Here is an 18,647-nt window from a genome sequence, read left to right on the forward strand (position 1 = left end):
GACCAGGCCGTTGCTGATCTTGCATTGACGGTGCAAGCCTTCATCAGGGCATACGGCCGTGGTGGGAGGGGCTACGGCGGGCAATAGTGAGAGGAGCGGGTTTCCCTCGGCTTTCTCGCCGTTTGACACCATTTCACTGACTTCAACGGTTTGTCATGAGGAAACACGCGTAAAGTTAACGTGTCGAAACGCGAGAGGAAATGTCAATGATGATTTCTACATCAAGGCGAGCAACGAGTTGCGCTCGGGATGACGATCTTCATAATGTGGGGTGCGTTGCAGTCATCGAGGATGATCCCGACACTCGCATGCTGGTATCGAGCCTGATCGAGAACGTTGGGTTTCCGGTCGTGACTTTCGTCGGAGCCTCCGAGTTTCTCTCATCTCCACTTACCGTCGAACCCAGCTGTATTTTGCTGGACGTAAGGCTGCAGGGGATGAGTGGCCTTGATCTTCAGCAGCGCCTGTCGCATCGAGGCTCGCAGTCCCAGATCGTGTTCATGACCGGCTTCGCAGATGTGAACATGAGCGTGCGCGCGATGAAGGCCGGCGCATTCGACTTTATCCAGAAACCTTTCCGGGAGCAGGAAGTCCTCGACGCCGTTTGCGCCGCTGATCTGGCGTATAGGCAGCGTGCCAGCATCAATCGTTCCAAGGCTGCGATTGACCGGCGTTTTCATTCCTTGACGTCACGAGAGCGCGAGGTCTTGGAAGGCGTTGTCGACGGACTGTTGAACAAGCAGATCGCCGCCCTCCTTGGAATCACCGAAATCACCGTGAAAGTGCATCGTGCAAAATTGATGAAAAAGATGCAGGCGAGGACCTTGGCAGAGTTGGTAAAGGACGTCTCGCTGCACCTTTCCTTCGAACGGTCCCAAACTCTTGCGAACGCGGACGACAGCGCCTTCAAGGACACCCGGGAGCGAACAACCGACGCTCGGAGCCTCTTGATGCCGATCTTTGCCTGAATGCGGCATTGTCGCGATAGAACGCCTCCCAAACCAGCTGATCCGATGTCGTTTCAATCAGGGCCGGTTGCATGAGGTCATCGTTACTGCGCGTCCGCGCGGTTGGGCCAAGCCATGACTATACCCCGGTATAAGGCCTGCAAGCCTCTCGTTGCACTCGAGTATAGTGTATTTAAACCATCGAAAGTTTCTCTGCGGGCGTTCCAGCGGGTAAACTTGCGCTGGTTCTCTTGAGCTTCCTCCCCATCAAAGGATAACGCCATGGACAGAAAAGTAGCGCATCAACACCGAAGCCTTCCGCTTTCAAGGCCGACGGACCTGGGGGAGGACGCAACCCGTGATATCGCGGCAGCGCTCACGGCTCTGTTGGCGGACGTTTTCGCACTCTACCTCAAGACCAAGAACTTTCATTGGCACGTGTCCGGACCGCATTTTCGCGACTATCACTTGATGCTTGATGAGCAAGGAGCCCAGATTTTCGCGATGACGGATGATATCGCCGAGCGTGCTCGAAAGGTTGGCGGGCCGACGCTGAAATCGATAGGTCATATCTCGCGACTTCAAAGGATCCTCGATAACGACGCGGATTTCGTGACGCCAAGAGACATGTTGTCCGAGCTTCGTGACGACAACAAGCTGCTTGTCGGTACCTTACGTCAGCTACATGAGCTGACCTCTTCACATGATGACCATGCGACAACGAGCCTCACCGAGAACTGGATCGACGAGGCGGAAGGCAGGCTGTGGTTCCTGTTCGAGGCAACGCGTCTCGAGCGGTAGCTCCTCGAGAGAGGTGGCTGGATCCGTTGCGATGAACTAGAAAGGCGAGCCGCCCCGGCGGGGGGCGGCTCTCTTGGACCGTATCGCAGGCGGCGGAGGAGGGGAGACCAGCAAGCCTTGGTCCTCGGTCGCCTCGGGAGGAGGTGGTGACGGACATGATGCAACCCCAATATTAGAAAGAACATAATTGAGCCGAGGTATAGGTTTGGTTACCCGGTCGGCTGACCTGCGCAGTGCTCTCCTCTGGCGTTCCGCGAGGACGGAAACGCATTTCTTGGCATCGAACTGACGGCAGCGTCACTTCCGCTTTGGTTTGAATCTTCGCTGGTCGCGGTGGCCAGAACCAGGGTCGAGTCCGTCTTGGCGGTCTCGGAGACAAACGGATGCGAACCGCTATCCACAGATGCCGAGGGCGATGGCGGCAAAGGCGAACGTAGGAAACATTAGCATGCAATTTCTCCATCGTTGAAGTACTCATCGATGATCGCGCATCCTCGCAAAATTCGAAATTCTCCGAGTTCGCACGCTAAGCTTCACGTCTGGAGGGTGCGAGCGTTGAAGCCAGCCAAAAATTGGCCGATCAGGGACGCGACCTGAGGGAGGCATTCCTCGAGCGCGAAGTGTCCAGTCTCGAGAAATTGTAGGTGAGCATTGGGGAGATCGTCCAGGTATGCCTGTGCTCCTGCCGGTGTGAAGAAGGGGTCGTTCTTACCCCAGACGATCAGTGCGGGCGGCACGTTGGCTCTCAGCCATTCCTGCCATTGCGGGTAAAGGGGCAGGTTGCTCTTGTAGTCGAGAAGCAGGTCAAGTTGTGGCTGCTTGCGACCCGGCTGCTCGATGTAGTGCAAATCGAGATCGTAATTGTCCGGCATTATACGTTCCGGCCGCGATGTTCCCGTGAGGTACTGGAAGCGAACTCCCTCTGCTGTGAGCAGCCCTGATAGTTCGGCGGTGACTGCGGGATCCTCTGGTCGAGCCGACATTAGCCTCTTTGCTGCCTCCGACAATCCGGCGTCGTAACAGTTTCCGTTTTGAATGATCAGGCCGGCTATGAGTTCCGGCCTTCTGGTTGCGATCCTCATCCCCACTGGGGCACCAAAGTCGAAAATGTAGAGGATCACCCTGGTTAGGCCAAGGGTATCTATAAAAGCCTCGATGGCACGTGAAAGGTTGTCGAATGAATATTCAAATGTTCCTCCCTCCTTATTGCTGACAGGAGCGGTACTTTGACCGAACCCGGGATAATCGGGAGCGATCATGCGGAAGCTTCCTCCAAGTCGCTCCATAAGTGCTCTGTATTGATGCGACGTTGAAGGAAACCCGTGCAGTAGCAAAATGGGAGGAGAAGTCGATGCCGCATCTTTCGGATGCGTCTCGCGATAGAAGATCTCCGTGTCTTCGACGGCGAGCCGGCGGTAGGTCATTTCGTAATAGCTCGTCATCGCGCCTTCTCCCATCCACTTTACTTTGCCGCCTGAATTATCAGATCCGATACTTCCTCGGCATGCGATAGCATCGCGACATGGCTTGAAGGTATTTCGATCGCCTTGGCGTTGGCCGCCTTAGCCTGATCCTTCTCGAGCTGTGGCGGGATGATCTGGTCTTTGGTTGCCACTACCATGAAAGTCGGTTTCTCGCGCCACGCCGCTTCCGAGACCTTTGCGCTAAGGCATCTGACGTGGAACGGACCCTGCGTCGCAGCTACAACCGCTTTAGATTCAGGGTCGAGATCAGCTGCGAAGTACTTCTTGATGCCTTGGTCGCTGATCCTCAAGAAGCCGTCGTCGTCCTTCACGTATTCCTTGCGGCTTTCCAGCTGGGGATATTTTGACGTAACGTCCTCTAACGACTGCCCTTTATCGGGCGCGTAGGCCGCCACATAGACTAGAGACTTCACCTTCGGATCAGTTCCAGCTTCCGTTATGACAACGCCTGCCCACGAGTGGCCGACGAGAACTACAGGGCCTTCGGCGTTCTTGATCGCGCGCTTGGTAGCGATGACATCGTTTTCAAGCGAGTCCAGAGAATTTTGTACGGCTATTACTTTGAGGCCAGCCTTCTCCAGGCGCGGAATTACCTTTTGCCACGATGTCCCGTCGGCGAAAGCGCCGTGGACAAGTACGACTGTTTTTGCAGCCCCATCCGCGGACCAGGCCGCGGTCGATAACGCCAAACTTGAAAGCAGAAGTGCTGCGGTCGACAAAATCGTCATCATCTGAAGTCTCCTTTTTGCCGATTTTCGGCGTGAAAACTCGATCGATTGTTTGACTTTCCCGTTGCATCCGGGCGGCGTCGATGAGAGGCCGCCTAGTGGGAAAGTGGCAGCATTGGCCGTCGATCGTTATTTTTGCGTGGGATGCTCTCCCACGACATCCAGGCTAGAACACACGAGGTCACGCATCTCGTTAAATCCTGCTAAAGCACGGGAATTCCTAGAGATGGAAGAGCCTAAGGATCCGCATCCTCAGGTCGGGGGCTGTCGTGGAAGCGCGGTCACTGCAGGCTTGGTGAAGCGCGTCCTCCGCCTTTGTGCGCGTAAGCAGCAAAGCTGCGAGGTCCTCAGCGATGGCGGGGCGTTCTCTAAGTATCTCTGCAATCTTGCCTTTGCTTATCTGATATAGCGTCACATCCGTAAGGCATATGGTATCGGCCACTTCCTTACTACCCAGCAAAACGCCTCTTTCTCCAAGAACGTCTCCAGGCGAGAGCCTTGCGAACTCAATCCTTCCGTCATCAACACCGTCTTCGACAATCGCGACGCCACGTGCCAACATCATAAGTGCGCTAGTCGTCGAGTCTTTCCTAGCGATTACCGCTCCTTGCTTCATCACCACGCGCTCGGCGGAAGAGGCCAGTGCGTTCGCTTCGTCGTTCGTGAGATTGGCGAAAATCGGTGCCAAGCTGATGAGGCTCTTAACAAAATCAGGTTTTCCAGCACCCGCCGCCGTTTTTTCCGCGGGAGGATCTGAAGCAAGTGGCAAGCTGGCAGCGAAGGTGTGGCGATAAATCAGGTCGAATATTTCGTTCCTCGCCTTCGCAACAGATAACAAGGTGGGTACACGGAATGAAAGTTCCACTTCGATGCAGTCTCGACTCATACCCGTTATCGAGACCGATGGGCTTGGCGATCTCAATATCTCCCTGCTACCAAGCAGCACCTGATGCATCGTGTCTTCGATGGCTTTGGGTGGCACACTCGCTTGCATCTTAACAGTCAGGCTGGCTCCATGTGAGATGTCTGGCACACTCAGATTTGTTATGCGGCTCTTCGCTAAGATGCTGTTGGGGACAACAACGAGGTCGCCAGTTTTGTTGAGAAACTGTGTGGACCGCCAGTTGGTCTCCACGACCTTGCCCTGAACGTCATCGTCCAGAACGACCCAGTCCCCCACAGAAAGGAGCCTGTTGAGGTTGAGCGCGATGCCCGAGAACACGTCGTTTAAAGTGCTTTGAAGGGCAAGGCCGAGTACGATGGCGAAGACGCCGGATGTCGCAATTATTGTTCCGACCGGCAGGCTGAACACATAGGCTATGATGCATAACGCTGCGCTTACGTAGATAATTGCTACGACGAGATCTTGAAGAAGTCTGCCTTCGCGAGGCTTGTGTTCAAGAATTAGAAAGACGCGCGCGCAATTCGCTAAAACCATTGCACCCGCCAGCCACCATATGGTCTTGAGGCTCCCGTGCACGAAGCGCAACGTTACCGCAGACCCCAGGTCTTCCACAGAGTAGGGCGGTATGCCGTTCCAAAGCAGTAAGGCAGTCAGTGCCAAGAAAAACACGCAGTCGATGATCAATCGACGGGTTCCAGGAGCAGGAGACACTATATGGGCGGCTGCTCTGGCTCCGAACAGTATAGCGAACTGTATCCACAAATCGGTCAGAACGGATGGCATTCGCGTCTCCCGGCCGTTGCTTGGCGGCACGTTCCGCCATCGCGGGCTTTCGACTTAATCGAGCAATACGACAGAAGTGGCCGCAACGCAGGTGAAATGATGTAAACATGCGTGAAACGCGGCGGCTGCGCGCGAGTGGGGATAGCAACATTCTCACGATTTGACGGTGTTCAACACCCCGTTTTTGGCCCGCCCTGTTACTTGGCTAGCTCAACGTCGCTGTAACTGCGGTTTGACTGTCGCAGTCCAGTTGCCGCGCCTGGGCGTCTTCGCCGGACCAACGCTCCATCCAGCGCCAGCGATGTTACGCCCTAGGTCAATCGCGATGCTCGTTTCCCTGGGATTTACGACGATTAACTCGTTCGGGGTTCTGCGGTCAGGCAATATCCAGCAACGAAATGAGCACTGTCCGATCGTAAGAAGGGAGAACGTGCATGCGCCGTTTTGTCTTAGCCTTGCTGCTAGCTATCGTCTCCGCGGCACCTATTGCGCGGACTGCGAATGCCAGTGCGCCGACCGCCCCAGAGATGCACGCTACGGTCGTCACCGTGCACTATCGGTCAGCCAAGATCCAGGGCTTGAACGTCTTCTATCGGGAGGCTGGACCGGCGGACGCTCCCGTCGTGCTCTTGCTTCACGGGTTCCCAACCTCTTCACACATGTTCCGAAATCTCATTCCCCAACTGGCGGATCGATACCACGTTATCGCCCCCGATTTTCCCGGTTTTGGGCATTCCGACGCTCCGGATCACAAGGATTTCAAATACGGCTTTGGGGCGTATGCAGACATCGTCGACGAGCTGGTGTCCGGTATCGGTGTCCAGAGCTACGCGATGTACGTGATGGATTACGGCGCACCTGTCGGTTACAGGCTTGCACTGAAACACCCCGATCGTGTCACCGCGTTGATTATCCAAAATGGAAACGCCTACGATGAGGGTCTGCGAGAACTCTGGGAGCCGATAAAGGCTTATTGGGCGGACGGATCGAGCATACACCGGGACGCGCTATCTGGCCTGGTGACCCTCGAGGCGACCAAGTTCCTATATACCGACGGAGTGTCGGACGTCAGCCGCATAAGTCCTGACAACTGGGTCCAGGACCAAGCGCTCCTGGATCGGCCCGGTAACAAAGATATACAAATGGATCTCTTCTATGACCACCGTACCAACGTGCCGCTCTATCCAGCATTCCAGAAATACTTCCGCGACCATCAGCCGCCGACGCTAATCGTCTGGGGAAAGAACGATAAGGTTTTCCCTGAGGAAGGAGCGCGTGCCTACCTTCGGGATCTGCCACAGGCCGAAATCCACTTGCTCGATTCCGGACACTTCGCGCTCGAAGACAAGTTGGATGAAATGGTTCCGTTAATTCGCGGCTTCCTGGATCGTAAATTGGCCAAACTCTAGACGCCGCTCCACCGAGCCGGCCGTGACACTTTAAGTACGCGGGTGGCGTCCGCCAACGAGCAAGATTCCCGTATGCCAAGTATAAACAAACGGAGAAGCAAATGACAAAGCACGTTCTATTCATCGTCACAAATGCAGCAGTGATCGGTCCGCACAATCGTCCCACCGGTTTCTTCTTCGCGGAGGTTGCTCATCCGTTTGACGTCCTCGACAAGGCGGGCGTCGCCGTCGAGTTCGCGTCACCTGCTGGCGGATGGACTCCGTTTGACGCCTATGACGAGAAAGACGCCGCGCAGAAAGAGTTTCGTGGGAGCAAGGCTTTCCGCCGACTGAACCGCAGTCGTCGGCTGTGCGAAGTGAACGCCGCGGATTATGATGCGATCCTCATTCCCGGAGGCCTGGGGCCGATGGTCGACATCCAACGCAATCGTGAGGTCCAGAGTGCGATCGTGCGCGCCTGGACGACGAGCAAGATCGTCAGCGCGGTCTGCCATGGACCGTGCTCGTTACTTGGCGTTGATCTTGGCGACGGAACACCGTTCGTACGCGGCAAAAAGGTGACGGGCTTCTCGAAAAAGGAGGAATACGACTACGCCCGCGAGGATGTGCCGTTCGAGCTTGAAGATGCCTTGACGGGCGAGGGTGCTATCTATTCGTCTGCGGCGAACTGGGAGCCTCATGTCGTCGTCGATGGTCGCCTCATCACTGGTCAAAATCCGGCTTCCGCTGGACCTCTGGCGCAGGAGTTGCTTGCGGCCCTCAGAAAGCAGGGGTGATCATCGCTCCTATTGCTCGCCTGCCAGCGCATACTGCAGGCGAGCAACCCGTCGTTTGCGTTCAGCGTTTTATTTCCTTGCTATGCTGGCCATCGGATCGTCGACGTTGGTAAGCTCCTTCGCCACTACACTCTACGCGTCGTCCGCCGGGAGTGCCGACCTCAGATATGACAGTGGGATGTCGTTACTCGCGAACTTCGAGACGGTCTCCGTATTTGAGAGCGAGCCACCTGCAATCTTCGCAATCAAGCTCAATGCCATCGAGTGTGACTGTCGCAGCCGCCGTGCTGCGAACAGACTGATCCAACCTGGCGACACGAAGAATGGCGTTGCCAAGCAGCATCTCACATGGAGCCTGATCTACTTCAGGGCCGCCGACGCTGTGCGTCAATATCCCGCACCGGGGCAAGCCATTTGCGCATTCGGATGATATTTCTGTCCTCGACCATGAGCGTGCCTCTACCGGAAACCCGGTCAGTTCACCTCGAACTGACCGAGTCACTGCTAGGAAAACCCGTTTGAGAAATCCTTTGGCAGATAATTTAAGACTCCTGGCGAGGGGAATCTCAAATTAAGTGCAACAGCTCATGCTTTGCTATCGGCTTCTTTGATCCGCGATGTTGCACAAGGAAAATCGTAATATCAGGGTCGTGGGTTCGGGTCCCTTCAAGGCGACGGGAGCGGGCATGGAACGCGGCATCTGCAACCCGGTTCCAGCTGACGCGGAGGCTATCAAGATCGGCGGGCAACGTCGATCGCCCGCTACGATCTGACCGATGGCCAGTCGCCAAATTTTCGAAAGAATGCGCGCGAGAATGCGGCCGCACTGCCAAATCCGACCTGACGCGCGACTGCCTTCACCTTCGCTCCTCTGGCGAGCTTCCGCCGAGCGAGAATCAGACGCCATCCGGTCAGATAAGCCTGCGGCGTGGTGCCGACCACGTCGCGAAACATTGCCATGAAATGGCTTCGTGACATCCCCGCAGCGGTAGCAAGGTCATCACTGTTCCATCTTGAAACGGCGAATTCAAGCTGGTGCAGGAATCGCTGGTCGAGCGGGATCGGCTGTTGCGCAACGCGCCCCATTATATAGCGCCGCTGCCGACGACGGTGCCGATATTCGATATTTTTCCGGCCTCGGCAACGGTATCGTCCGCTTCCTGGGTCTCAGCCATCGGCCGAGCCGCCGCGGCGCTGTCGCCGTCAAAGCCGGGCTCAGCATCTATGATTTCTTGACGCGCAAGCGGACATTGATGCCGCGCCACCAGTTTCGCGGCCGGCGAGCGACGCTCGGCAAGTGGCCTGCGGTTAACCCCGGTATCAAGAGTTCCGCCACGTACTTCGACGCCTGGGTCAGCCATCCGGAGCGATTGGGCATCGAGCTTCTGCAGGACGGTCTTGCAGCAGAGTCCGGGTCAGTGGCGCTGAACTACGCCGAACTGCGGCGGGCGGAAGACGGCCGGTGTCGCCTCGCGGACCGTATAGGCGGCGCATCCTTTGCCCTCGAACCAGCGCTGATCGTCAATGCCACCGGCGGCTGGATCGACATCGTCAATCAAACCCTGCTTTCACCGGAAGCGCGGCCGGCGCCGCTGATCGGAGGCACCAAGGGCTCGCATCTCATCATCGACAATGCGGACCTGCGCGACGCTCTTGCCGGTCACATGATCTACTACGAGAACGAGGACGGGCGGATCTGTATTGCGTTTCCCTATCTGGACAAGGTTCTCGTCGGCTCCACCGATATCCGCGTCGATAATCCGGCAACAGTGCGCTGCGAGGCGGATGAGCTTGAATATATCCTGCAATCGCTCGCCTTCGTGCTGCCGGGCATTGCCATCCGGCGGGAGCAAATCGTTTTCCAGTTTTCCGGCGTACGACCGTTGCCGGCCAGTAGCGACAGTTTTACGGGACGCATCCCGCGCGATCACTTCTGCACTGTGCTGGAGCAGGCCGAGGATGATCCGCCTGTGCTCTGCATGATCGGCGGCAAGTGGACGACATTCCGGTCATTCGGCGAGCTTGCCGCCGACATGACACTGGAGCGGCTCGGCAGAAAACGCCGCATCGAGACGTCGGAGCGACCGATCGGCGGCGGCCGGCAGTATCCATCCGACAAGACCGTGTGGTCGGTGACGCTGGCCCGAAGAACCGGAATTTCCAGCGAACGGGCCGCCGAGCTTTTTGACCGCTATGGTACGGAGGCCGAAAAGATCGCGGTGTTCATTGCGGCGGGGCTGGACATGGTGATGCCGAAGTCCGGATATCTGACCAAGATCAGCGATATCCGGAAACGTGAACTCAGACGGGCGGCGTTCGAGGTCCTGCAGCGCGAAGGCATGGCGGGGGCGACGCTGGAGAAGGTGGCCGTTCAAGCAGGCGCATCGAAAGGTATCGTGCTGCACTACTTCGCTAACAAGCAGGAACTGTTCGAGCATGCGATGCGCGAGGCGAACGCGGCTTTGAGGGATGCTGTGGTGGCGCGCCTTAACCGAGCCACCACCCCGTTCGAGAGACTGGAAGCGATCATTGAAGGCAACTTCGAGGATCGCTTCTTCCAGCCGTCGATTTGCCGCGCCTGGCTCGCGCTCTGCGCCGAGGTGCCGCGGGAGCCGCAGCTGGCGCGTATCCAAAAGGTAATTCATGCGCGGATGCGATCAAACCTGATGTCGGCGCTGGTCCACATCCTGCCGGAGGACGAATGCGAGTCAGTCGTTCTTGGCGTCACCGCGCTGATCGACGGGCTTTGGTTGCGTCTCGCTCTGCAGTCGGCGGGCCCGACGCGGGAAGATGCGCTTCGCCAGATGCGCGACTATCTCTCTCATCGGCTGCCCGCCGCCGGCCAACTATCTGTCGCCAACCGTTGAGCCTGCATGAGGAAGCGGAATGAGGCTCAGGCCGTGCCTGCGTCTCTTCTCTGCAGCGCCGCTAACGTAAAGAATCGAGATCAAGGCAATTCTGCATCGCGCTAAACGCCCGCGGCCGGGCGTCTCGAGTATCAGGGCAAAGCTGCAGCTCGAACGGTGTCGAGTGCCGTCGATATGGTCCTCGGGACTTCATGAGCCTGCTCCGAGTGAAGCCCTCAGAGCCTATCAGCTTTCCTGGGTTCACCCCAAGGCCGTGTGCAAGATGTTGAGCGAATTTGATCTGCTTAACCCCAAACACGTTTGATTGCATCAAAAGCGGCCACAACAGTGGGGTCATCCCTACGAGCTTCCATGCATATGAAGCTTAATGTCGTCGAAATTTTCACCGCATCGGCGATGAAGAGCCCGTGGGCTTGTTGTTCATGGAGAGCGATCGACTCACGGCAGAGGCTCAAGCCAACGCCCGTGCGGACCATGGCGACCATCGACGCTTCCTGATCAACCTGGGAGACGATGTTTTGGCGCAGGCCAAGATCGGTGAACAGGCGTGCCAACAGTCGGTTGTGCACCGAAGCGGGTGGTGTACCGATCCAGGGCAGGGATGCTAGCTGTACCCAATCCGCGCCACGCACGAAGCTGGCAAGCGACGGCGGGGCGACGACGCGATAGGTCAGTTGTGCCAGTTCTCTGACATAAAACAGTTTCGTGGTAGTTTCATCCGAAAGCTCGGCTGCAGGATCGTAGTCCCTTGGATCTCCGAGAAAAAATCCAGCATCCAGCTCATTCCGTCGAAGCCCTTCTGGTACATCTCCACTCATGCCATGGCGCAACGTCGTCTCGATGCCTGGTCCGCTTTCGATCAGCGCCTTCAGAAATGCACCCAAACGTGTGAACTCCGGGTCGATGATGGTGCCGATCCGAAGTTTCCCCCGCACGCGCGTTGCCAGGTGCCCGGCCGTCTGCCCAAAATCCGTAAGTGTCGCCAACACCTGCTCCGCCTTGGCGGCAAGAAGAGCTCCCTCCTGCGTCAGTTCCAGACCCGTGGACGTCCGCCGGAACAAGGTGAGGCCCGTATCGGCGGCAAGGCGCTTCAATTGCAGCGTGACGGCAGGTTGGGTGATATGCAGTTGCTCCGCGGCGCGCGTGACGTTGCCTTCGCGCGCGACAGTAGCGAATGCCCTCAACGTTCTCAGGTCAACTGATTGGAACATATTAACTTCACTTATAATGCCTTGTGCTATTTGTCATTGGATTTCTGCGCCGCTCCTCCGCTATTCATAAAAATTGAGATGAGGAGGAGGCTAAAATGCCAGGGCGAATCGTCGATTCTTATGATTGCGCGGTGTTGTATCGCAGCAGGCGGGCAAGCCTATGACCAGCCGCGCTTCTTACCTCGCCGACGATAGCTTTGATTATATCATCGTCGGCGGAGGCTCCGCAGGCTGCCTGCTTGCCAATCGCCTTAGCCGCGATCCGGCGATGCGCGTGCTGCTGCTGGAAGCTGGCCGCAAGGACGACTATCCCTGGATTCATGTTCCCGTCGGCTATCTCTATTGCATCGGTAATCCCCGCACCGACTGGCTGTTCAAGACCGAGCCGGATGCCGGGCTGAATGGCCGGTCGTTGCGCTATCCACGCGGCAAGACTCTCGGTGGCTGCTCCTCGATCAACGGCATGATCTATATGCGCGGCCAGGCGCGCGACTTCGACGGCTGGGCGACGGCAACCGGCGACGACGCCTGGTCCTGGCAGAACTGCCTGCCTGATTTCAAGGCGCATGAGGATCATTACCGGCTGGACAACGGCGCGGACCCGAAGACTGGCGGCAACAGCCGTTTCTCCGACATGCACGGCCACGGCGGCGAATGGCGGATCGAGAAGCAGCGTCTCAAATGGGACATCCTCGAATCCTTCGCCGAGGCCGCCGTCGAGGCCGGCATTCCGCGCTCGGACGATTTCAACAGCGGCGACAACCAGGGTGTCGGCTATTTCGAGGTCAACCAGCGCTCCGGCTGGCGCTGGAATACATCAAAGGCTTTCTTGCGCCCGGCAAAGAACCGCCCGAACCTGACGGTCTGGACGCAATCCCATGTCGAACGGCTAATCGTTGAAACCGAGGGTTCCGGCCGCAAACGTTGCGTTGGCGTTATGCTTCAGCGGCAGGGGCGGAGTCTGCAGGTCCGGGCGCACAGGGAAGTCATCCTTTCCGCCGGCGCGATCGGTTCTCCGCAAATCCTGCAATTGTCGGGTATCGGGCCGGGCGGCCTCCTGAAGCGTCATGGCGTCGAGGTCGCTCATGCCCTGCCTGGCGTTGGGGAGAATCTTCAGGACCATCTGCAAATCCGCGCGGTATTCAAGATCACCAACGCGAAGACGCTGAACACGCTTGCCAACAGCCTGTTCGGCAAGACGATGATCGGGCTGGAATATGTGCTGAAGCGCAGCGGCCCGATGAGCATGTCGCCCTCTCAGCTCGGTGCCTTCACCCGTTCGGATGACAGCCAGGCCCACGCCAACCTGGAGTATCACGTCCAGCCGCTCAGCCTCGACGCTTTTGGCGAGCCGTTGCACAGCATACCCGCCTTCACCGCGAGCGTTTGCAACCTCAACCCGACGAGTGTCGGAAGCGTGCGCATTCGCTCCGATAAGACGTCGGACGCGCCGGTTATCGCGCCGAACTATCTGAGCACAGAAGAGGATCGCCGTATTGCCGCCGAGAGCCTTCGGCAGGTGCGCAAGATCGTGTCACAGCCAGCGCTGGCGAGATACCAGCCGCAGGAGTGGAACCCCGGCATGCAGTTCCAGAGCGACGAGGAGCTGACACGGCTCGCGGGCGATATCGCCAACACCATCTTTCATCCCGTCGGGACGACGAAGATGGGCCGTGACGACGATCCGATGGCGGTGGTGGACAGCCATCTCAGAGTGCGGGGCATCGAGGGCCTGCGCGTTGTCGACGCGGGTATCATGCCGAAGATCACCAGCGGCAACACCAACGCACCGACGCTGATGATCGCCGAAAAAGCAGCCGGCTGGATCGTCGCCGATGCTCGGACATAAATGATTTCTGGGAGGACAGGTAGCAATGACATCGATCGCGCGTTCCGCGCTTCCGCTTTCAGGCGTCCGGGTGATTGATTTTGGGCAGTATATTGCTGGCCCGGCGGTCGCCATGATTCTTGGCGATCTTGGCGCGACCGTCGTGCATGTCGATCCGCCCAGCGGTCCGCTGTGGGACAATCCCGCCAATGCCATCCTCAATCGCAACAAGCTGATCGTCAACCTCGACCTCAAGACGGAGGAGGGGGTGGAGCAGGCAAAGGCACTGGTCGCCGAGGCCGATATTGTTGTTGAGAATTTCCGCCCCGGCGTGCTCGCCCGGCTCGGGATCGATTTTGCGGCTCTCCGCAAGGCGCGGCCGGAGCTGATCACCCTGTCGATCCCCGGCTTTGCTTCCGACGACGAGCTTCGCCGCGATTGGCGGGCCTTTGAGACGGTGATCGCGGCCTCCTCCGGCGTCTTCACGGATATGGGTCTCAATCGCGTCCTGATGGGCATCAACCCCTCTTTCTCGCCGCTGCCGCTCTCGTCCGCCTACGGCACGATGCTTGCGGCGTCAGCAACGGTGCTGGCGCTTCAGGCGCGCGAGCGCACCGGGCACGGCGATCATATCGAGGTGCCGCTGGCAAGCGCCGTCATGGAGGGCCTGTCCTACAACTCGATCCTGATCGACGACTATCCGGTGCGCTACCAGACCCAGCGCGAGCGGGAGATCGAACGGCGGCGCAGGGAAGGTCTGGCGATGGATATGTCCTATGAAGACCTTCAGGAGTTCCTCGATCCCTTCTATCGCAGCTATATGTGCGCCGATGGGCGGATGTTCTACGTCGTCTGCCCCAGCCACAAAAACCATGCAAAGCGCTGCCTGCAAACGCTCGGTCTATATGACGAACTGGTCGCTGAAGGGCTGCGTGAGGAGGAAGACACCTATCTGCCGGTCTCGCAATGGTCGTCCGACGTTTCCCTTGGCGTCTATCCACTCCCGAAATTCTGGGCCGACAAGATCGCGGCCCGCATGAAGGAAGTTTTCCTCACGAAGACGGCGGCCGAATGGGAACGTATCTTCGGGGATGGCCTGTTTCCGGGCGCACCGCAGCGCTGGCTGAAGGAATGGATCGCCGACGATCACGCCAGGGCTGCCGGCCTGATGATCCAGGTGGACGATCCGGTCCTCGGCCGTATGACCCAGCCGGGGCCGATGGCCTGGCTGCAAGAGAGCGCCGAAGCCATGTTGATGCCGCGCCCACGGCGTTGGGGAACGGCCAAGGATGCCTTGGCGATGCTTGCGGACATGGAGCGCCCTTCCTTACCAGTTCCCGCGACTGACGCCCCCGGTGGCTGGTTGGACGGGGTCAGGGTGCTCGATCTCTGCAATGTGATCGCCGGCCCGCACTCGGTCGCCTATCTCGCCCGCTTCGGTGCGCAGGTGATCAAGATCGATCCTGCCAAGCCGCTCTACGACTGCTGGAACACCGTGATCTTCGGCATGTCGCACATGCGCGGCAAGCAGTCCGTGCTGCTGAATATCGGTTCGCCCGATGGCCGTGTCGTGTTCGAGGAACTGGTGCGCTCTGTGGACGTCGTGGTCTGGAACGCCACCGACCGCCAGGTCAAGACGATGGGACTCGATGCCGAAAGCCTTAAGACGCTCAATCCGAAGGTGATCTTCTGCCAGCTCGATTGCTTCGGCGGCGTGCGCACCGGCCCGCGCACCGACTATCTCGGCTATGACGACCTGGTGCAATCGGCAACCGGCATCATGCTGCGGTTCGGCGGATCGATGGAAACGCCGGAGGAGCATGCCCATGTGGGCACCATCGATGTCATGTGCGGCTTCGGCGCGGCGCTCGGCATTGCCACGGCACTCTACCAGAAATCGAGAACAGGGATCGCGGGCCGTCCGCGCACGTCGCTTTCGGCGCTGACCGGGCTCGCGCAGATACCGTTCTGCTACGACTATGCCGGGCGCGGCCCCTTCGACGAGCCGTCTGGCCGCGAAACCAAGGGGTATGATGCCTTGTCGCGGCTCTACGAAACGTCCTCAGGCGATCATCTGTTGCTATGCGCTTCAGAAACCGACCTGCCGCGCTTCGACAAGGTCGAGGGTATGAGGGGAATACTAGAGATGGCAGGATCGGATCGCGAGGCCCATCTCGCACGGGTTTTCATGACCGCGTCCGCGGAGACCTGGCGGCAACGGCTACACGAAGCGGATATCGGCGTATCGATCTGCGAGAATATCGAAACGATCCGGAGCCGGAGTGCCCGCATTGCCGACGGTACGCCAGGAATTGATCGTGGCAGCTATTCCTTCTCGATCTTCCCCAACCATCCGAGCGGGCACACCGTCACCCAGCTCGATCCCTTTGCCATTCGTACGACGGTCGGCAAGGTCACGGCCGTCGCGCCGGCCGAGAAGTACGGAGCGTCCACACGCACCGTCCTGAAATCCCTAAACCATAGCGAGGCTGAGATCGAAAGGCTGATTGCTTGCGGGACGGTCAGCGAGACATGGAGCGCGGAATATCTGCCGAGCTAGCAAGCAATGGCGGCTTTGGACTCTGAGGAGAATACCGGAGGCGCCGAGGCGCCCGCCTGAGGCAATCAATTGCGCGCGGTTTGACAAATTCGACGCAATCGCCCACCAGCTACGACATCTGTGGCGGGGCCAGCCTTTCTCGAAACCATTGGAAGTGCCCACTTTGGCAGCTTTAAAGCTACCCGCCCGTGTCCCAAAAGGTTCGGCTCCCGGCGAAACGCTTCGCGTCGGCCAAGAGGATAATGTCCATTATTTAGGCAATCGCGGTGGCTAGAGCGACACCGTCTTTCATGCTCGATTATCCTACAGCTTAGCATTAAAGACGTGGAGAATTTTTATGGTTGAACCAGCTCTCTCGCAACTGGAGACCGATGCCCTCCGTAACGACCGGTTTCATCTGATTCAGGCCGCCCCGGTAGCCGGAAGTATCGGTGCTGAAGCCCGCGAGCTCATCACTTCTTCCGAAGATGTCTTCGTCTTTGACCAGAGCGGCAGAAAACTGATCGACGGACCGGCAGGTATGTGGTGCATCAATGTCGGGCATCGCAACCAGGCCCTGGCCGATACATTGCACGACCAAGCGATGTCCCTGACCTACTCGACACCATGGTATACAAGTAACGCGCCCGCGGAGAAGCTTGCGCAGATGCTTGCGGAGCGGGCACCGAGCGATCTCAACCATGTGTTTCTTACAACAGGCGGTTCTTCCGCGGTCGAAACAGCCATACGGCTCGTGCAGTTCTACAACAACGTACGCGGACAGCCGCAGAAGAAATTGCTGGTCTCCCGTCAAGGAAGCTACCATGGCTCGACCTACCTGACCGCATCGCTGAACGGCCGCCCACGGGATCACGACTGGATGGATGGCGCAAGCGAACTCGTAAGAAAGTTGACTTGCCCCAATCCCTTCCACCGACCGGCCAACCTGTCAGTGGAGACCTTTGAAGATTTCCTCGTCGATGAGTTTCGCTCGCTCATTGCGCATGAGGGGGCTGGGCGAATCGCCGCTTTTGTTGCCGAACCGATTCAGGCAAGCGGCGGAGTCTTGATGTCGCCACCGAACTATCTCAAGCGCATGCGCGCGCTCTGCGCAGAAAATGACATCCTCTTTATCGCGGATGAGGTCGTCACCGCCTTCGGACGGCTCGGCCACATTTTCGCATCGGGGCCAAGCTTGTGCGCCACGAGATTGAGCGGGCGGGAGAGATCGAGCGAACCGATGGCGGGATCCGGCTGACTCCACGCGACCGTCTCCGCCGGGTCGGGGTCCGAAACGGGTGCGTCGATCCCGGCTCGGTCGATATAATCGTCGATATGGCGTTTGGCATTGTCGGAGGCTTCATCCCCAAAGCGAACATTTGCTTCGACATCGTCGGCGAACGAGAGGCGGCCGCCATCCGCAACGCCGGACAATCGCCCGAGAAGCACAATACCCTGGGCGCCGAGCGCCTGAAGGCTTATCGTGTGCTCCGACCCGAACACACCACGCGGCGGGATGCGTCCCGCAAGCCGAATGACCTCCTCTCGCCGCACGTCGAGAAGTCCGCTTTCCTCGAGCCAGATCATGACGTCGCGCCCCCGGTAGCGCCGTGGGAGCCGCCCCGACGCGACGGGTCGCAAGGAAGACCGTCCGGCCCGCTTCCGCCAGTTCCTCCGCGATCTGGGCGCCTGATTGACCGCTTCCGACCACCAACACCGCTCCGCCGGGCAGATGGGCAGCGCTGCGATAGCCAGAAGCGTCGATCTGGCAAATGTCAGGCGGCAACGCATCTGATGAGATCGGGCGCACAGGACAATTCAGGTTGCCGCTTGCGACGATCACGTTTCGCGCTCGAAGCGTGCCGTGCGAGGTGGTCAGCCGATAGGCGCCATTCTCCTGCGCGAGTTCGCTCACCGCAGTATCCGCTTCGATCGGCAGCCCATTTCTCCCGGCGAAGTCCTCAAGGAGAGCGACGAACTGGTCGCGCGTGTGGACACCATACGGATCCGGACCCTCGTAGCGGTCGCCGGGCATGACGGTCTGCACGTTGGGCGTATTCATACGAAAGGAATCCCACCGCTGCGTGCGCCAGGTCTGTCCTATGCGACCCCGCTCTAGGACGCTATGGTGCAGGCCCCTTCGTGCCAGCCGATAGCTGACGCCGAGGCCCGCCCAGCCGGCCCGACGACGACAGCATCGAGAACATCGGCACTACCATTCAGTTGCCGCGATGATCTCATGATCGGCATCCCCCAGCCATCCCCGCGCGGCATTAAGCCTTGTTCATGGCAACGAGTCCAGCGTCGCGGATATCCGTCCGACTGGCGGATACAGCCGTTCCCCACCTGGTGGCCACATGTCCGCATTCG

The 18,647-nt window shown here is 58.7% G+C and carries 12 protein-coding genes and 3 pseudogenes; 8 read left to right on the forward strand and 7 right to left on the reverse strand.

Annotated features, from left to right (window positions below):
• The first annotated feature begins 206 nt into the window (after nucleotides 1-206).
• Nucleotides 207-968, forward strand: coding sequence for a response regulator transcription factor (locus A3C3_RS38300; RefSeq protein ID WP_022715090.1), 762 nt, complete (start codon nucleotides 207-209; stop codon nucleotides 966-968).
• A 261-nt stretch (nucleotides 969-1,229) separates the two neighbouring features.
• The gene (locus tag A3C3_RS0113250) at nucleotides 1,230-1,748 is read left to right on the forward strand and encodes a Dps family protein (protein WP_022715092.1); all 519 of its coding nucleotides are present in this window, start codon (nucleotides 1,230-1,232) and stop codon (nucleotides 1,746-1,748) included.
• A 533-nt stretch (nucleotides 1,749-2,281) separates the two neighbouring features.
• Here A3C3_RS0113250 and A3C3_RS0113255 read toward each other — a convergent pair.
• From A3C3_RS0113255 to A3C3_RS38305, 3 genes are all read right to left on the reverse strand, one after another.
• Complete coding sequence (locus A3C3_RS0113255; RefSeq protein ID WP_022715093.1) at nucleotides 2,282-3,190, reverse strand: alpha/beta fold hydrolase; 909 nt, start codon at nucleotides 3,188-3,190, stop codon at nucleotides 2,282-2,284.
• Between the two features lie 20 nt (nucleotides 3,191-3,210).
• The gene (locus tag A3C3_RS0113260; RefSeq protein WP_022715094.1) at nucleotides 3,211-3,963 is read right to left on the reverse strand and encodes an alpha/beta fold hydrolase; all 753 of its coding nucleotides are present in this window, start codon (nucleotides 3,961-3,963) and stop codon (nucleotides 3,211-3,213) included.
• A 217-nt stretch (nucleotides 3,964-4,180) separates the two neighbouring features.
• The gene (locus A3C3_RS38305) at nucleotides 4,181-5,647 is read right to left on the reverse strand and encodes a mechanosensitive ion channel domain-containing protein (RefSeq protein WP_022715095.1); all 1,467 of its coding nucleotides are present in this window, start codon (nucleotides 5,645-5,647) and stop codon (nucleotides 4,181-4,183) included.
• A gap of 434 nt (nucleotides 5,648-6,081) precedes the next feature.
• Between A3C3_RS38305 and A3C3_RS0113270 the strand changes: the two genes are divergently transcribed.
• Both A3C3_RS0113270 and A3C3_RS0113275 read left to right on the forward strand, forming a co-directional pair.
• Entirely contained in the window at nucleotides 6,082-7,056 is a 975-nt protein-coding gene (locus A3C3_RS0113270; RefSeq protein ID WP_022715096.1) for an alpha/beta fold hydrolase, read from the forward strand.
• Nucleotides 7,057-7,157: 101 nt separating this feature from the next.
• Nucleotides 7,158-7,832, forward strand: coding sequence for a type 1 glutamine amidotransferase domain-containing protein (locus A3C3_RS0113275; RefSeq protein ID WP_022715097.1), 675 nt, complete (start codon nucleotides 7,158-7,160; stop codon nucleotides 7,830-7,832).
• 184 nt (nucleotides 7,833-8,016) lie between these two features.
• On the opposite strand, the pseudogene A3C3_RS46995 reads toward A3C3_RS0113275, so the two are convergent.
• Together A3C3_RS46995 and A3C3_RS47905 are read right to left on the reverse strand one after the other, a co-directional pair.
• Nucleotides 8,017-8,281 (reverse strand): annotated as a pseudogene (locus A3C3_RS46995) (hypothetical protein).
• A 313-nt stretch (nucleotides 8,282-8,594) separates the two neighbouring features.
• Nucleotides 8,595-8,918 carry a helix-turn-helix transcriptional regulator gene (locus tag A3C3_RS47905; protein WP_267903845.1) on the reverse strand — a complete coding sequence of 108 codons (324 nt, stop codon included), beginning with the start codon at nucleotides 8,916-8,918 and terminating at the stop codon, nucleotides 8,595-8,597.
• Here A3C3_RS47905 and betI point away from each other — a divergent pair.
• Nucleotides 8,850-10,699, forward strand: a pseudogene (gene betI, locus A3C3_RS46070) (choline-binding transcriptional repressor BetI); the annotation flags it as partial. The gene A3C3_RS47905 and the pseudogene betI overlap by 69 nt on opposite strands.
• A gap of 284 nt (nucleotides 10,700-10,983) precedes the next feature.
• Here the strand turns inward: betI and A3C3_RS0113295 are convergent.
• Nucleotides 10,984-11,910, reverse strand: a complete 927-nt coding sequence (locus tag A3C3_RS0113295) for a LysR family transcriptional regulator (RefSeq protein WP_022715100.1) — start codon at nucleotides 11,908-11,910, stop codon at nucleotides 10,984-10,986.
• A 160-nt stretch (nucleotides 11,911-12,070) separates the two neighbouring features.
• On the opposite strand from A3C3_RS0113295, the gene A3C3_RS0113300 reads away from it, so the two are divergent.
• The 3 genes and pseudogenes from A3C3_RS0113300 to A3C3_RS38315 form a co-directional block, all read left to right on the forward strand.
• Entirely contained in the window at nucleotides 12,071-13,759 is a 1,689-nt protein-coding gene (locus A3C3_RS0113300) for a GMC family oxidoreductase (RefSeq protein ID WP_022715101.1), read from the forward strand.
• Nucleotides 13,760-13,784: 25 nt separating this feature from the next.
• Entirely contained in the window at nucleotides 13,785-16,298 is a 2,514-nt protein-coding gene (locus A3C3_RS0113305; RefSeq protein ID WP_022715102.1) for a CoA transferase, read from the forward strand.
• Between the two features lie 337 nt (nucleotides 16,299-16,635).
• A pseudogene (locus tag A3C3_RS38315) lies at nucleotides 16,636-17,466 on the forward strand (aminotransferase class III-fold pyridoxal phosphate-dependent enzyme); the annotation flags it as partial.
• Nucleotides 17,467-17,637: 171 nt separating this feature from the next.
• Here the strand turns inward: A3C3_RS38315 and A3C3_RS43585 are convergent.
• Nucleotides 17,638-18,426 (reverse strand): NAD(P)-binding domain-containing protein, encoded by a 789-nt coding sequence (locus A3C3_RS43585; protein ID WP_325058584.1) that lies wholly within the window; start codon nucleotides 18,424-18,426, stop codon nucleotides 17,638-17,640.
• Nucleotides 18,427-18,647 lie beyond the last annotated feature (221 nt).

The sequence above is a fragment of the Rhizobium mongolense USDA 1844 genome, from assembly GCF_000419765.1.
Taxonomy (GTDB): domain Bacteria; phylum Pseudomonadota; class Alphaproteobacteria; order Rhizobiales; family Rhizobiaceae; genus Rhizobium; species Rhizobium mongolense.